This is a genomic window from Cupriavidus sp. 2TAF22, from assembly GCF_052115045.1.
Lineage (GTDB): Bacteria > Pseudomonadota > Gammaproteobacteria > Burkholderiales > Burkholderiaceae > Cupriavidus.
Genome location: NZ_JBFRFX010000004.1, coordinates 188916 through 203080, shown reverse-complemented (window position 1 = coordinate 203080; position 14165 = coordinate 188916). Strand labels below are relative to the sequence as shown.

Sequence of the window (14165 nt, the reverse complement as noted above, 5' to 3'; positions counted from 1 at the left end):
CTTACATGCTGCGTCCCTTTGCGCTGGCGCGGTCCTCGAAAAGCGAGTCCCACAGGCCATCTATGCGCGCCTTCACCGCATCGTCCATGCGGATCGGGCGGCCCCATTCACGGGTGGTCTCGCCCGGCCACTTGTCGGTCGCGTCGATGCCCATCTTGGAGCCGAGCCCAGAGACCGGGGACGCGAAATCGAGGTAGTCGATCGGCGTGTTGTCGACCAGCACCGTGTCGCGCGACGGGTCCACGCGCGTGGTGATGGCCCAGATCACTTCCTTCCAGTCGCGCACGTCGACGTCGTCGTCCACCACCACGATGAACTTCGTGTACATGAACTGCCGCAGGAAGCTCCACACGCCGAACATCACGCGCTTGGCATGGCCGGCGTACTGCTTCTTCATGCGCACCACGGCCATGCGGTAGCTGCAGCCCTCGGGCGGCAGGTAGAAGTCGGTGATCTCCGGGAACTGCTTCTGCAGCAGCGGCACGAACACTTCGTTCAGCGCGACGCCCAGGATGGCCGGCTCGTCGGGCGGCTTGCCGGTATAGGTGGAGTGGTAGATCGGGTCGCGCCGCATGGTGATGCGGTCGATGGTGAAGACCGGGAACCAGTCCTGCTCGTTGTAGTAGCCGGTGTGGTCGCCGTAAGGGCCTTCGAGCGCATGCTGGTAGCCGCTGGGATGGTTCGGGTCGGGCTGGATATGGCCTTCGAGCACGATCTCGGCCGAGGCCGGTACGCTCAGTTCGGACAGCGTCGGCGTGATGCAGCCCGCCAGGGCGGTGCGGCTGCCGCGCAGCAGCCCGGCGAACTGGTACTCGGACAGGGTGTCCGGCACCGGCGTGACGGCGCCGAGGATGGTGGCGGGATCGGCGCCCAGCGCCACCGCGATCGGGAACGGCTTGCCCGGACTGGCGAGCGCGTGTTCACGGAAATCCAGCGCGCCGCCGCGATGGGCCAGCCAGCGCATGATGACCTGGTTGCGGCTGATGACCTGCTGGCGGTAGATGCCCAGGTTCTGGCGCTTCTTGTGCGGGCCCTTGGTAACCACCAGGCCCCAGGTGATCAGCGGCGCGGCATCCTCGGGCCAGCAGGTCTGGATCGGCAGCCGCGCCAGGTCCACGTCGTTGCCTTCCCAGACCACCTCCTGGCAGGCCGGGCTGCCGACGCGCTTGGGCGCCATGTCCCACACTGACTTGGCCAGCGTGAAGAGCTTGCCGGCTTCGCGCAGGCCGCGCGGCGGCTCAGGCTCCTTGAGGGCGGACAGTACGCGGCCGATGTCGCGCAGGTCGGCCAGGCTTTCTGCGCCCATACCTAGCGCAACCCTGCGTGTCGTGCCGAACAGATTGGCGAGCACGGGCACGCTATAAGTGTGTCCAGGCCGCCGGGGATCGCTCGGGTTTTCGAACACGACTGCCGGTCCTTCTGCCCGCAACAACCTGTCGCAGATCTCAGTCATTTCCAGGTTGGGCGACACCGGCGCGCCGATTCGCTTCAGTTCGCCAAGGCCTTCCAGTTGGCCGATGAAATCGCGCAAGTCGTTGTATTTCATAGTGAATTGTGTTGATGCCCAGGCGCGGCGACGCGCTTCTTCGGGCAGTGAGTGCGTGTTAATCATCACATGGGCACGGCGAGACGCAAATAAATCGCCCTGTTTTACATGCCCAAATTGTAAATTTTTTTGCCTTGTCCACTGCGGCGGCGATAGCCCCGATGCTTTACCAGCACTGACTTTGCCCCAATCCACGGCATGTCAAAGTGATGGAAAGGACTTTGTTACATATAGCTTTTAGTTATTATTTTGCCAAACGTTATTCTTGACGAGGTATAAAAGCGTTCCTACAATCCGGTTCTGCTCGTTGGAGTGTTGCGTTGCAGCACATTTTTTTCGGCCCTGTCAAGGGGCTGGTGAAGAATCATCCATATCTGATCATCTAAGCGGAATCGCCTGAGCAAGGGCGGATCCGGATCGACTGCCCCGGCGCTGACCGGGTGCATTGAGTAGTTCGCGGCAGGGCAGGCTCCCCCAAGAGCCTACCCTGTTTCCCGTTGGGCGCATGGGGAGCGCCCACCAACAGGTGCTGGCAGCCTTTGCTGGGCAGTGCAGCATCCTTACTTTGAGTACGCGGTCATCGGCGTGGTGCGTTTCGGCGCGGCACGATGCGGACGGCGGATGGAGGTAAGTATGAGTGGTTGGAAAACCCTTCATCTTCCCGGTGTCGGACGGGCATTGCAGGTCCGTTTCAGACAACCGGTTCCCGGGGTGAGTCGGGCATTGCAGGTCCGTCTCGCACACCGGGTCGCCGGCCGCGCCTTCCGGGGTGGCCGCGCAACACTGAAGTACGCCCTGAACAGTCTCGGGGTGGTGTCTGTAGTCGCAGCGGTATCGCTGGCTGTCAGCCAGGAATGGCGTACTGCACTGGCCGGCGCGCTGGCCGGTGAGGAAGCGCCTGCGGTGCTGATGGAAGCCGCGGTGCCGGCCGCCACGGCCGACGTGGCCGCGGCCAAGCTCGGCCTGGCGCCGTCGCCGATGCTGTCCAAGGCCGCGGGCCTGCCGACGGTGTCCGGCACGGACGACTGGGGCCAGCAGCCGGCCGGCAAGGTGCCCTCCGTGGCCCACCTGGCCGCGCAGATCCCGGCACAGCGCGTAGCGCTGGACGCCCGCAACCCGGCCACGCTGGGCAGCGCGCGCGAACAGGCCGTGGTGGCGGACTATATTGCCCGCAAGTACCGCGTGGCAGCCCAGGCAACCGTGCAACTGGTGAAGGCCGCGTACCTGACCGGCCGCGAGGTCGGTATCGATCCGCTGCTGATCCTGGGCGTGATCGCCATCGAGTCCAGCTTCAACCCATATGCCGAGAGCGGCGTGGGCGCGCAGGGCCTGATGCAGGTCATGACCAAGGTCCACCAGGACAAATACGAGGCCGTGGGCGGCGTGGCAGCCGCGCTCAACCCGTACGCCAATATCAAGATCGGCGCGCTGGTGCTGAAGGACTGCATCGCCCGTGCCGGTTCGCTCGAAGGCGGCCTGAAGTTCTACGTGGGTGCGACCAGCAACACCGATGGCGGCTATGGCGCCAAGGTGCTGGCCGAGCGGGCCCGCCTGCGCCAGCTCCCGGGCGTGCGCAGCGCGCCGGAGCCTGCCAAGCCGGAAGTCACGGCCGACGCCGATGCCAAGGCGCAGGCCCAGGCGGTGCACAACCAGGGTACCGCCGGCGACAAGCTGGAAGCCGCGGGCAATGTGCCCAAGAGCGCCTGATACGTCGCCTGGCCATGCATCGACAAGAAAAGCACCCCTCGGGGTGCTTTTCTGCTTTTTGCTCTTTGCTTTTTGCTTTTCCCGCCGCGCGCCAGCGCGGCCGGGCAGCGGGCAAGGCGTCAGGCGAAGAACTTGCGCAGCCGCGCCATGGCTTCCTCGATGTTTTCCATCGAGGTGGCGTAGGAGATGCGGATATAGTCGCTGGCCGTGTACGGCCCGAAGTCCTGTCCGGGCACCATGACCACGCCGGCATCGCGCAGCATGGCCTGGGTCAGGCTGTCGGCGTTGCCGGCGGCGGGGTGGTTGACGCCGCGGCAGTCCGCATAGATATAGAAGGCGCCGTCCGGCTTGACCGGCACCCGCAGCCCGATGGATTCCAGCGCCGGCACGACGGCATCGCGGCGGCGGCGGAACTCTGCCTTGCGCGCATCGTAGATGGCCAGCGCCTCGGGCGTGAAGCAGGCCAGCGCGGCATGCTGGGCGACCGCAGAGGCGCAGATGAACAGATTCTGCGCCACCTTCTCGAAGGCCTCGACCAGTTCGTCGGGCACCACCAGCCAGCCCAGGCGCCAGCCAGTCATGTTGAAGTACTTGGAGAAGCTGTTGACGGTGATCACGTCGTCATCCAGGCTCAGCGCCGACACCGGCGGCGCGTCATAGGACAAGCCCTGGTAGATCTCGTCGACGATGGCGAAGCCCTGGCGGGCGCGCACGGCCTTGAGGATGCGATCGAGTTCGGCCGGCAGGACCGAGGTGCCGGTCGGGTTGGAGGGCGAAGCCAGCAGCACGCCGCGCGTCTGCTCGCCCCAGTTGGCCTCGACCTGGTCGGCCGTGAGCTGGAAGCGCTGTGCCGGACCGCTAGGAATCATCTTCGCGCGGCCGTCGAAGGCTGCCACGAAATGGCGGTTGCACGGGTAGCTGGGATCCGGCATCAGCACCTCGGCGCCGATTTCGACCAGCACCGCGCAGGCCAGCAGCAGCGCGCCGGAGGCACCCGCCGTGACGATCACGCGGCGCGCGGGGATGTCGATCCCGTAGGTGGTCTTGTAGTAGCCGGCGATGGCCTCGCGCAGCGGCGCGATGCCGAGGGCGCCCGTGTACTGGGTGACGCCGCGCCGCATGGCCGCCTCCGCCGCCTTCAGGACGGGCTCGGCCGCCGTAAAGTCAGGCTCGCCGATGCCCATGTGGATGATGTGCCGCCCGGCACGTTCCAGGTCGGCAGCCTGCTTGGCCAGCTCCATCACGTGGAAGGCGTCGATATTGGCGAGGCGGGAGGCGGTGGCGAGGCGCTGCAGGTCCATGGCGGAAAAGGCTCGGTTGAGGGCGCGGTTGGCCCCGTAGTCGGTTCGGGTGCGGGAGCACAGGCTCCAGCTCAAGTAAAAACACCCGCCTGAAGCGGGTGTCGTTGTGGCAGGCGCGGGCGCCGCAGTGCGGCCCCGGCTGCCTTGCTCAGCGTCGGGCGGCCAGTTCGGGTGCGCGCACCTGGGCGGCCAGCTTGTCCAGCACGCCATTGACGTACTTGTAGCCTTCCACGCCGCCGAAGGTCTTGGTCAGCTCCACGGCCTCGTTGATGACGACCTTGTAGGGGATGTCGACGCAGTGGACCAGCTCGTAGCTGCCGATCAGCAGCGCGGCGCGCTCCACCGGCGAGAGCTCGTCCACCGGGCGGTCCAGGAACGGTGCGAACACCCCCGTCAGCGTGCTTTCCTCGCGGATCGCGCCGTTGAGCAGGGCGTCGAAATGCTCGCGGTCAGCCTTGTTGAAGCCTTGTGCCTCATGCAGGTGCGCCTGGATGGCGCCGGTGTCGTTGCGGTTCAGCAGCCACTGGTAGAGGCCCTGCAGCGCGAGCTCGCGCGAGCGGCGGCGGGCGCTCTTGGGTGCCGCCTTGGGCTCGGACTTCGCCTCGGACTTGCCTGCGGGCTTGCCGGCCGGGTTGCTGCTCTCGGGCGCATCACTCATCGTCGTCCTCGTCTTCGTCCTCTTCCTGGCCGCGCAGCGAATCCAGCGCGGAAACCAGGTTGGCCATCTCGACCGCGGCACGGGCGCAGTCGCGGCCCTTCTCGCGGGTGCGGGCGTGCGCCTGGGCGTCGGTGTCCACGGTCAGGATGCCGTTGGAAATGGGCACGTTGAAGTCCAGGCCCACGCGGGTGATGCCGGCGCCCGATTCGTTCGAAACCAGTTCGAAATGGTAGGTCTCGCCGCGTACCACGGCGCCCAGCGCGATCAGGGCGTCGAATTGGCCGCTTTCGGCCATCTTTTGCAATGCCAGCGGCACTTCCAGCGCGCCGGGCACGGTCACCACGAGGGTATCTTCGCCTTCGATGCCCAGCTTTTCCAGCTCGGCGACACAAGCTTCGCGCAGTTCTTCGCAAACCGGCTCGTTGAAGCGGGCCTGAACGATGCCGATGCGCAGGCCTTCGCCTTCGAGGTTGCTGGGGTAGAAACCGTGATCCATCTTGTATTCTCCTGGGTTCGGTTCGCGGCTGCCGCGGTTCGGAAAGGGGCGGCCGCTGGTATTCGATATTTCAGTCTGCCTGGCCGCGCATGGGCTGGTACCCGGTCACTTCCAGGTCGTAGCCGGTCATGCTCGGCATCTTCAGCGGCGAAGCCAGCACGCGCATCTTGCCCACCCCGACGTCCTTGAGGATCTGGGCGCCCGTGCCGTAGGTACGCAGGTCCGGCTTCTGGCGCGGCCGCTCCTGGGGCGTGTCGAGCGCTGCAAACTGGGTGAAGAGCTGCTGGGCGGTATCGCCGCAGTTCAGCAGCACCATCACGCCATGCTCGGCCTCGGCGATGGCTTCCAGCGCGGCCGGCACGCTCCACGAATGCGTAGTGCACGACACTTCCAGCAAGTCCAGCGTGGACAGCGGCTCGTGCACGCGCACCAGGGTTTCGCGCTCCGGCCGCGGTTCGCCCTTGACCAGCGCCAGGTGGGCGCGGCCGCTCGGCTTGTCGCGGTAGATGATGCTGTGGAAGGTGCCATACGGGGTCTGCATGGCGCGTTCGCCGGCGCGCTCGACGATGCTCTCGGTCCGGCTGCGGTAGTGGATCAGGTCGGCGATCGTGCCGATCTTGATATGGTGTTCTTGCGCGAACTCGATCAGGTCGGGCAGGCGCGCCATGGTGCCGTCGTCCTTCATGATCTCGCAGATCACGGCAGCCGGCGTCAGGCCGGCCAGGGCGCCCAGGTCGCAACCGGCTTCGGTGTGGCCGGCACGGATCAGCACGCCGCCCGGCTGCGCCGTGAGCGGGAAGATATGGCCCGGCTGGACCAGATCCACCGCGCGGGCATCCTTGGCTACCGCGGCCTGTACGGTGCGTGCGCGGTCAGCCGCGGAAATCCCCGTGGTCACGCCCTCCGCGGCCTCGATCGAGACCGTGAAGTTGGTGCCATGCACCGTGCCGTTGCGGCTGACCATGGGTTGCAGGTCCAGCTGGCGGCAGCGTTCGGCGGTCAGCGTCAGGCAGATCAGGCCGCGCCCGTACTTCGCCATGAAGTTGATTGCCTCGGGTGTGACGAAATCGGCAGCCAGGACCAGGTCGCCCTCGTTTTCGCGGTCTTCCTCGTCGACCAGGATGACCATGCGGCCGGCACGGATTTCGGCAATGATTTCTTCGGTACGGGCGATTGTCATGGATGGCAGGCTGGAGAACTGGCTGAAATTGGGGCGGAGTGCTTTGAAATTCGGGGCGGGATGGGATTGCTGGCCGGCTGGCGGGGCGCGTTGGCCGGGTTTTCGGAAAAAACCGGCCGGCCGCGCCAGCGGTCTGGCCCAATATTGTACGTCAAGCCGGCGCCGCGGGGCGCGGTGCCGCCGGCTGTCGGCTCGGTTCGGGACTCAGCCGGCCTTGGGCGCGCTCATCATGCGCTCCACGTAGCGCGCGATCAGGTCGATTTCCAGGTTTACGCGGGCGCCTGCCTTCAGGTCCTGCAGCGTGGTGACTTCGATGGTGTGGGGGATCAGGTTGATCGAGAACGTGCAACCCTGCGCGTCGTCGCTGACCTTGTTGACGGTCAGCGAGACGCCGTTGACCACCACGGAGCCCTTGTACGCCAGATAGCGGCCGAGTTCGCGCGGGGCGCGGATGCGCAGTTCGTGGGACTCGCCCACCGGGGCGAAATGGACGACCTCCCCGAGGCCGTCGACATGGCCGGACACCAGGTGGCCGCCGAGGCGGTCGGCCAGGCGCAGTGCCTTTTCCAGGTTGACGCGGCCCGGGCGGTCCAGGCCGGCGGTCTTGTCGAGCGATTCACGCGACACATCTACGTCGAAGGCGTCGCCATCCAGCGCGATCACCGTCATGCAGGCGCCCTGGATGGCAATGCTGTCGCCGAGGATGACATCGCTCAGGTCCAGTCCGGTGGCGCGCACGCGCAGGCGCACGCCGGCGGTTTCACCGGCAGCCAGCGGGGAAATGGTTTCGATGCGGCCGACGGCCGCGACAATGCCTGTAAACATGGTCAGTGCGGGATGCAAGGGGAAAACACGCATGCTAGCAGGTGCGCGGCCAGTTCGTTTTCCCGGCACGCGGCGGTGGCCGTGGCCGCGCCGCCGCCCGGCGCCTGAACGTGATCGCTGCCCGGCACCTAGACGTGGTCGGCGCGGCGGGCGATCAGGCGCAGGTCTTCGCCGACCATGCGCACGTCGTGCCAGCGGAAGGCCGCGGCATCCTGCAGGCGCGCCAGCGGCGGCAGGTTGAACATGCCCTGGGCATCGCCCAGCAGCTTGGGAGCCAGGTAGACCAGCAGTTCGTCGACGCAATGCTCGCGGATCAGCGAGCCGTTGAGCTTGAAGCCGGCCTCCACATGCAGTTCGTTGATGCCGCGCTTGCCCAGTTCCTCCAGCATGCGGCGCAGTTCTACCTTGCCATGCGGATTGGGCAGCACCACCACCTCGGCGCCGCGGGCTTCCAGCGCCCGCCGGCGGGCAGCGTCGTCGAAGGCGCAGAAGACCAGCACCGGCTTGGCGAAATCGCCGGTGTCCGGCGTGAGCAGGCGCGCATCCAGCGGGATCTCCAGCCGCGAGTCGACCACCACGCGTTGCGGCTGGCGCGGCGTTTCGATGGCGCGCACGTTGAGCTGCGGGTTGTCGTCGCGCACGGTGCCGATGCCGGTGAGGATGGCGCTGGCGCGCGCGCGCCAGGCATGGCCGTCGTCGCGCGCCGCCTGGCCGGTGATCCACTGGCTGGTGCCGTCGTGCAGCGCCGTGCCGCCGTCGAGCGAAGCCGCCACCTTGACCCGCACCCAGGGCAGGCCGCGCGTCATGCGAGAGACAAAGCCGATATTGAGTTCGCGCGCTTCCTTTTCCAGCAGCCCGCAGCGCACGTCGATGCCTGCTTCGCGCAGGCGCTGCAGGCCACGCCCGGAGACCGAGGGATTGGGGTCTTCCATGGCAGCCACCACGCGGGCGATGCCGGCGCGCGCCAGCGCATCCGCGCACGGCGGCGTACGACCGAAGTGGCTGCATGGCTCGAGCGTGACGTAGGCCGTCGCGCCCGCCGGGTCGTGGCCGTTTGCCGCGGCGTTCTTGAGCGCCTGGATTTCCGCGTGGTCCTGCCCGGCCGGCTGGGTGAAGCCCTGGCCGATGATCTTGCCGTCCTTCGACAACACGCAGCCGACGCGCGGATTGGGCGTAGTGGTGTACATGCCCCGCGCAGCTAGCGCGAGAGCCTGTGCCATGGCTGCGTGGTCGGTGTCAGAGAACATGAGGCTAGGGTGTCGCTCGCGGCGCGTTGGGTGGGGATCGGTCTCGGCAACAGGATACCCGGGCGTCCGGATGTCACGATGTCACTGTGGATCGGGCTGGGCGGCGCCGTCGCAGTCGGCATCCCGTCCCGGAGTGCAAAGGCGAACCCGGCCATGCGCGCCGAGCCTCAGCTGCCGTTGTTCACCGCGGCAGGACACGGTGAAGGTGGCGGCAAGGAAACCACCCTGCTCTGAGCGAGAGTATCCCACAGCTGTCATGCGCAGCGTATTGTTGCCTTGCGCCGTAGAGCGCAGGCCGATCCGCAGGCAGGCGCTGCGCATTTCCACCACCGCAAGCGGCGGTGCGGCGTGTTCGCCCGCCGTCACCACGCTCAAATGCCAGCCGCGGTCGAGCGTCGTGGCACCGGGCAGCGGCGCGAGTATCACGTCGCTGCGCCTGGCCACGGCGGTGGCGCGCGCCAGCGCGAGCGAGCCGGCCAGGCGGTCCGCCGCCAGATCGACCTGCTGCCGCGCCACCATGTGCTGCAACGACGGATAGGCCGCCCCGGCAAGGATGGCAAGCACGGCCAGGCAGGCCAGGAGTTCGGCAAGCGTGGCGCCGTGCCACGGGCGCCACGCCAGCGGTCGCCCCATCGCTCAGCAAACCGGCGGTAGCGGCACCGCTTCGGCGGCATGCGCTGGATGTGCAAGCCATTCGCCCGTGCTGCGCAGGATCAGCGTGCCGCATGGCGCATCGGGCCGTTGCGGCACGGCGCGAAGCTCGACGCAGCGCTCCAGCTCCCCGCCCGGGCAAGCACCGGCACTGATCAGATGTCGGGAGCGCGCCGGCGGTGCCGGCACGGGGCGCGGCCACTTGCCTGCCACCTGTCCGCCGCCGGGCTCGGCTGCGAAGGTCATGGCGGCCAGCGCGTGGCGTTCCAGTTCCAGCATGCCGCCAAGCAAGGCGCTGCGCGCCTCGGCGCGCCAGCCGCGCTCCAGGTGCTGGTGCCAGGCGGGCACGACCATGGCGGCGAGGATGCCCAGGACGGTCAGCGTGACCAGCAATTCGAGCAGGGTAAAACCGGTTGGGCGGGGTCTGTGCGACATGAGCGGTTCTCCGGTTGCGGACCGGCGCACCACGGGATGCGCGACGGGCGGTGAATGAGGAGGGGAGGGGAGGTGTGGCGTGCCGTTTCAAGGGGCGCCCGCGCGGATCAGCTCCCGCCAGCGCAGGCGGCCGGTGCGGCGGCTGGCCACCGTGCTGGCGAGTTGCGTGGCACGGCCCGCCTCAAGGGACCAAAGTGTCAATGTCACCGTCGCGCGCGCGCCTAGGCCAGGCCCGCTCGGCGGTGCCGGGGAAAGCGGCGTGGCGGCAAGGCTGATCGCGGCGTCCGCACCGACGGCTTGCCCGCGTGGCGGCTGCACGAGGGGCTTGCCGGGCGGGGCGGCATCTCCGCTCAGCGCGCGGAGCAGGTAAGCCCGCTGGCGTGCGTCGGGCGTGCGCGTAACCAGGGCCAGGTGACCCGGGGCGGCGGGCAGGATCCGCTCCAGGCGCTCGCCGGGGTTGGCAAGCACTCGTTTCCAGCCGCCCGTGGCTTGCGCGTTCGCCGAGGTGGCAGGCTCGAACACGGCGGCGACATCGCCGCCGCTGCCGTACACCACGAGATGGCCGCCGGGCGCGCTGATGATCTCCGGCGCCACGGGTATGGGCGGTGCCGCTTGCTGCGAGGCGCGCGTATCCAGGCGGTGCTGGCAACGGCCGTCCTCCCCGAGCCACGGCGCTGGCCCGCGCAGGTCGAAGCGCCAGAGGCGGCCGGCGTCATCCACGGCATAGGCTGCCACGGCCAGCCCGCCAGCATCGGACAGCACGGTCGCGGCGAGCAGCGCCGTACCGGCCGTGCCTGCCCCGCAGCCGCTCGCGGGCAAGCGCAGGCGTTGCACGGCGTACTTGCCGAGCCACGGGGTGTGGGCGGGTTTGTCCAGTGGCAGCAGCGCGAGTCCGCCCGGCGCCAGCGGCACCATCGCATACCATCTGTTCCCGTCAGGCGCGGGCAGGGCCAGCGCCCGGATCGGCCCCGCGGGCGCCAGCGGAAGCGCGGGGGAGGCATGGGCTTCCCACAGCGGGCCGAGCGGGGGCTCGAGCGCGGTATCGGTGATATCGAGGGCGAACACGGCGGCCGGGGCCTGCTGCCCCGCCTGCCTCGCCTGCCCCGGGCGGGCGGCCGTGATTGCTGCCATGCCGCACAGCAGCACAGTTCGCCAGCGTCCCGGTCCGAGCAGGACATCGGCGGCCTCGGGGAATGGGCAGGGAACCTGGGCTGGCCGGTTGGCGGGGGCTGACAGCGTTCCTCGCGCGACTGGTCCCGATGGTGCCGCCTGGCCCGGCAGGACGCCTGGCGCGTAAGCCAGCACTTCCTCGCCGGTGCCGGCATCGAAGGCATGCAGCAGGCCGCCGTGTGTTCCCAGCCAGACGAGGGCGGGGCGGGCCGCATGCTTGCGGGCAAACCTGGCGTGGCCGGGGCGGCCTGGCATCCATGCCGGCGGCGGCACGAGAACTGGCTGCGCACCGGTCGGGCTGCGGGCCAGGGGCGCCCGACGCAGCCTAGCCAGATGCCGTGCCGCGGCGCCATCCACGTCCGGTTGCGCGGAGAGCAGCCGGCGTGAATCCGGATCGCGCGCGGCAAGCCGTGCTCCGGCTTCCCAGGCGGGCAGGAAGGGCGCAGGCAAATGCGGAGGTTGCTTCGCAGTCGTRGCCGGACGGACAAGGGCGAGCAGGCGGCCGGTCCCGGGCTGCTGGCCGGGCTCCGCTATATAAATGAGCGACTGCCGCGACGCCGTGACGGAGCCCTGCACCGCGCCGGCGCCGAGACCGGCGAAGAAGGCGACCAGCAGGCCGCAGCCCAGGACAGCGCGCCTCATGGCTCGAATTCCGTCTGCAGCAGCCTGCGCACCGCCCGGTCGCGCCCGGCGCCAAGCGCGGTGATGCGAAAGCGCAGCCGCGGGCCGCCGCTCGCATACCCTGGCGTCAGCCATTCGCCGGCTGGCCGCTCGTGGAGCAGCTCGACCACGTAGCGCGGCAGCGCATTCGCGCCAGCGACGTCTGGCGGCAGCACCGGCAGCGTGGTCCCCGTGAAAGCGCCCATGGCGACGCCGGTGGCCACATCCGCTCCGCGCGCATCGAGCCAGTCGTCCCAGGCCGGCGGCAGGCCCACGCCGGGCCGGCACAGCCCCAGCCGCGGTCCCTGCCCGCACTGGCCGGCCGGCGGCCACGTGCCCAGCCGTGCATCCGCGCCGGCGTTGCCGGCGCGCAGTGCCTGCAGCAGGTCGGCCTCGGCGTCCAGCAGACCGGTCTCAGCCGCACGGAAGGCAATTTCGCGATCGAGCTGGTAGGTGCCGATCTGCCGTGCGGAGAGCAGGAAATGCAGGCCAGCCACCATGGCGGTTGCGGTGAGCAGCAACATCGTGGCGGTCAGCATCAGCGTCGTGCCGCCGGCGGCACGGTGCCGCGCGTTCAACAAGGGCAGCATCAACATACCGCTGCCGCGCAAGGCACGGCATTGCGCAGCCGTACCGAGGCCGAGAACACGCGCCGCATCACACCCGGCCCCGCGGGCGGCTGGAATACCGTGTCGCCGCCCTGGACATCGGGCGTGGGCGGAAACAGCACGAGCCGCTGCCCCCCAGCTGCCTGCGGCAGCGGCCGCTCGCCGCGCAAGACCAGCGCCACCTGCACCGCCAGTACCCCGCGCCATGCAGACGTTCCCCGCCGGTTCAGTTCCTCGGCGCGCAGGAAGGTGTCCGGCTTGCCGTCGCCGCTGGTGTCGATGCCGTAGCGCAGCTGCATGGCCTCGACGCCGCGCACCAGCGCGCCCGATGTCCAGCTGCCAGCCTGCACCTGCCCGCCGCGCCGGCTTGCATAGCGGCACAGTAGCTGCGGCTCGCCATCGGCGCCAATGGYGACGTAGAGCAAGTTGGCGCCCGCATACGCCGTGGCGGGCGCTGCGCCGGCCGCATCGCCCACGCTTTGCGCCGCCAGCGCATAGCCGCTGCAATCCACCATGGTCCGGTCCGGCACGGTCGGCTGCAGTTCGCGTCCGCTGCCACTGAAGCGCACCAGCAACGCGTCGCTGCCATTGACGCCGCTGCGCGCGCAACTGGGGACGGCGGCGATGCCGGGCTGCCCGCAGTCGTCGCGCCCGGACAGCGCCGGCGGCGCATCGGCGGGATCCGGCGCGGCGTCCGGCAGCCAGCCGGCGTGGTGGACCAAGTGCGTGACGATGGCGAGCGCACGCTGGCCGCGTTCTTCCAGCAGCACGAGATCGACCGCGGTGCGATAGGCGGCCTGGGCCATATGAAGGGCCGACATCGCCAGCGCGCTAACCAGCAGGCCAAGGGTCAGGCCGACCAAGAGTTCGATCAGCGAGTAGCCCTTCCAGCGTTGGCGCAGGGGAACACAAGCGCTTGTCACGGTCGCACCCATAGTGCAATCGTGCGCAAGCGCGCATTGTTGCTGTTGCCGCTGGCCGCGTCCGCGAACGCATGGAGCGGACCAACGACCGCCAACTGCTGCCCAGCCACGCAAGCCGGCAGGATGTGTTGGTCGCCTGCGGAAGCAAGTGATTTGCACAGACGCAGGTGCTCCGTAGCGATGCCGCGGGTGTGCACCGAAGACAGTACCAGTGATGGTGCTTCGAGTTCGGCCAGCTCGGCGCCCGCGCGCGTCGCATGGCTGAGCGCTTCGTAGTGGCGCAATGTTCCAAGTGCGACAGGTGCGAGCGTGCAGAGCGGCAGGAGACCAATGCCAAGCAAGGCGAGAGCGGTAAGAGCCTCGATCAGGAAGAAACCTCGCATGGGCGGATTGCCCTCGCAAATCGGGGGCATGACATGTCGCGGCGGCAGTTCTCTGAACGTATTGACATGAGTGGCACCGAGCGGACGCAGAAAGCCCGCGCGCCGGGCGCACCGATTCATGTAAGCCGGATGAAGTGTCGCTGCGGGCATGGCAAATCCGCTCTGGATGACGATTTGCCGAGGATGCCGCGCCAAAGATCAGGTGAATGTGCCGGGCAGTGACGAGTTTGAAAATTCATGTTGCAGACATATGTGGCCACAAACCAACGCCGGCGATCGAAAATCATGGGCTAGAGCGCCTGAATTGACACTTCCCTGTCCTTTCCCCCACTATAGCGGGGTGGCGCTGACGGCTGGATGCGCTATGAAGTAAGC

General features: G+C 68.4%; 14 protein-coding genes. 1 reads left to right on the top strand and 13 read right to left on the bottom strand.

The window, feature by feature from the left end; genetic code table 11:
* Position 1 precedes the first annotated feature (1 nt).
* Entirely contained in the window at positions 2 to 1546 is a 1545-nt protein-coding gene (gene ubiD / locus AB4Z48_RS07350; RefSeq protein ID WP_441613240.1) for a 4-hydroxy-3-polyprenylbenzoate decarboxylase, read from the bottom strand.
* 633 nt (positions 1547 to 2179) lie between these two features.
* On the opposite strand from ubiD, the gene AB4Z48_RS07345 reads away from it, so the two are divergent.
* Positions 2180 to 3253, top strand: coding sequence for a transglycosylase SLT domain-containing protein (locus AB4Z48_RS07345; protein WP_441613239.1), 1074 nt, complete (start codon positions 2180 to 2182; stop codon positions 3251 to 3253).
* A 119-nt stretch (positions 3254 to 3372) separates the two neighbouring features.
* Here AB4Z48_RS07345 and AB4Z48_RS07340 read toward each other — a convergent pair whose 3' ends face one another.
* The 12 genes from AB4Z48_RS07340 to AB4Z48_RS07285 form a co-directional block, all read right to left on the bottom strand.
* Positions 3373 to 4554 carry a pyridoxal phosphate-dependent aminotransferase gene (locus tag AB4Z48_RS07340; RefSeq protein ID WP_441613238.1) on the bottom strand — a complete coding sequence of 394 codons (1182 nt, stop codon included), beginning with the start codon at positions 4552 to 4554 and terminating at the stop codon, positions 3373 to 3375.
* Between the two features lie 148 nt (positions 4555 to 4702).
* Positions 4703 to 5212: a transcription antitermination factor NusB gene (gene nusB / locus AB4Z48_RS07335; protein ID WP_441613237.1), complete on the bottom strand. Its 510-nt coding sequence runs from the start codon at positions 5210 to 5212 to the stop codon at positions 4703 to 4705.
* A complete protein-coding gene (gene ribH, locus AB4Z48_RS07330) occupies positions 5205 to 5708 on the bottom strand; it encodes a 6,7-dimethyl-8-ribityllumazine synthase (RefSeq protein ID WP_441613236.1) in 504 nt (167 codons plus the stop codon). The genes nusB and ribH overlap by 8 nt, the downstream gene beginning before the upstream one ends.
* 70 nt (positions 5709 to 5778) lie before the next feature.
* Positions 5779 to 6888, bottom strand: coding sequence for a bifunctional 3,4-dihydroxy-2-butanone-4-phosphate synthase/GTP cyclohydrolase II (ribBA, locus tag AB4Z48_RS07325; protein ID WP_441613235.1), 1110 nt, complete (start codon positions 6886 to 6888; stop codon positions 5779 to 5781).
* A gap of 204 nt (positions 6889 to 7092) precedes the next feature.
* Positions 7093 to 7713: a riboflavin synthase gene (locus tag AB4Z48_RS07320; protein ID WP_441613234.1), complete on the bottom strand. Its 621-nt coding sequence runs from the start codon at positions 7711 to 7713 to the stop codon at positions 7093 to 7095.
* Positions 7714 to 7841: 128 nt separating this feature from the next.
* Positions 7842 to 8960, bottom strand: a complete 1119-nt coding sequence (ribD, locus tag AB4Z48_RS07315) for a bifunctional diaminohydroxyphosphoribosylaminopyrimidine deaminase/5-amino-6-(5-phosphoribosylamino)uracil reductase RibD (RefSeq protein WP_441613233.1) — start codon at positions 8958 to 8960, stop codon at positions 7842 to 7844.
* 81 nt (positions 8961 to 9041) lie between these two features.
* Positions 9042 to 9593: a GspH/FimT family pseudopilin gene (locus AB4Z48_RS07310; protein WP_441613232.1), complete on the bottom strand. Its 552-nt coding sequence runs from the start codon at positions 9591 to 9593 to the stop codon at positions 9042 to 9044.
* Positions 9594 to 9596: 3 nt separating this feature from the next.
* Positions 9597 to 10046, bottom strand: a complete 450-nt coding sequence (locus AB4Z48_RS07305) for a type IV pilin protein (RefSeq protein ID WP_441613231.1) — start codon at positions 10044 to 10046, stop codon at positions 9597 to 9599.
* 87 nt (positions 10047 to 10133) lie between these two features.
* Positions 10134 to 11858, bottom strand: coding sequence for a pilus assembly protein PilY (locus AB4Z48_RS07300; RefSeq protein WP_441613230.1), 1725 nt, complete (start codon positions 11856 to 11858; stop codon positions 10134 to 10136).
* Entirely contained in the window at positions 11855 to 12466 is a 612-nt protein-coding gene (locus AB4Z48_RS07295; protein WP_441613229.1) for a pilus assembly PilX family protein, read from the bottom strand. Before AB4Z48_RS07295 ends, AB4Z48_RS07300 begins: the two co-directional genes overlap by 4 nt.
* Positions 12466 to 13419: a PilW family protein gene (locus AB4Z48_RS07290; RefSeq protein ID WP_441613228.1), complete on the bottom strand. Its 954-nt coding sequence runs from the start codon at positions 13417 to 13419 to the stop codon at positions 12466 to 12468. Before AB4Z48_RS07290 ends, AB4Z48_RS07295 begins: the two co-directional genes overlap by 1 nt.
* Entirely contained in the window at positions 13404 to 13940 is a 537-nt protein-coding gene (locus AB4Z48_RS07285) for a hypothetical protein (RefSeq protein WP_441613227.1), read from the bottom strand. The genes AB4Z48_RS07290 and AB4Z48_RS07285 overlap by 16 nt, the downstream gene beginning before the upstream one ends.
* Positions 13941 to 14165 lie beyond the last annotated feature (225 nt).

Coding starts and splice junctions, on each gene's coding strand:
- ubiD (WP_441613240.1), bottom strand. CDS start 1,546: ATGAAATACAACGACTTGCGCGATTTCATCGGCCAACTGGAAGGCCTT.
- AB4Z48_RS07345 (WP_441613239.1), top strand. CDS start 2,180: ATGAGTGGTTGGAAAACCCTTCATCTTCCCGGTGTCGGACGGGCATTG.
- AB4Z48_RS07340 (WP_441613238.1), bottom strand. CDS start 4,554: ATGGACCTGCAGCGCCTCGCCACCGCCTCCCGCCTCGCCAATATCGAC.
- nusB (WP_441613237.1), bottom strand. CDS start 5,212: ATGAGTGATGCGCCCGAGAGCAGCAACCCGGCCGGCAAGCCCGCAGGC.
- ribH (WP_441613236.1), bottom strand. CDS start 5,708: ATGGATCACGGTTTCTACCCCAGCAACCTCGAAGGCGAAGGCCTGCGC.
- ribBA (WP_441613235.1), bottom strand. CDS start 6,888: ATGACAATCGCCCGTACCGAAGAAATCATTGCCGAAATCCGTGCCGGC.
- AB4Z48_RS07320 (WP_441613234.1), bottom strand. CDS start 7,713: ATGTTTACAGGCATTGTCGCGGCCGTCGGCCGCATCGAAACCATTTCC.
- ribD (WP_441613233.1), bottom strand. CDS start 8,960: ATGTTCTCTGACACCGACCACGCAGCCATGGCACAGGCTCTCGCGCTA.
- AB4Z48_RS07310 (WP_441613232.1), bottom strand. CDS start 9,593: ATGGGGCGACCGCTGGCGTGGCGCCCGTGGCACGGCGCCACGCTTGCC.
- AB4Z48_RS07305 (WP_441613231.1), bottom strand. CDS start 10,046: ATGTCGCACAGACCCCGCCCAACCGGTTTTACCCTGCTCGAATTGCTG.
- AB4Z48_RS07295 (WP_441613229.1), bottom strand. CDS start 12,466: ATGCTGCCCTTGTTGAACGCGCGGCACCGTGCCGCCGGCGGCACGACG.
- AB4Z48_RS07285 (WP_441613227.1), bottom strand. CDS start 13,940: ATGCCCGCAGCGACACTTCATCCGGCTTACATGAATCGGTGCGCCCGG.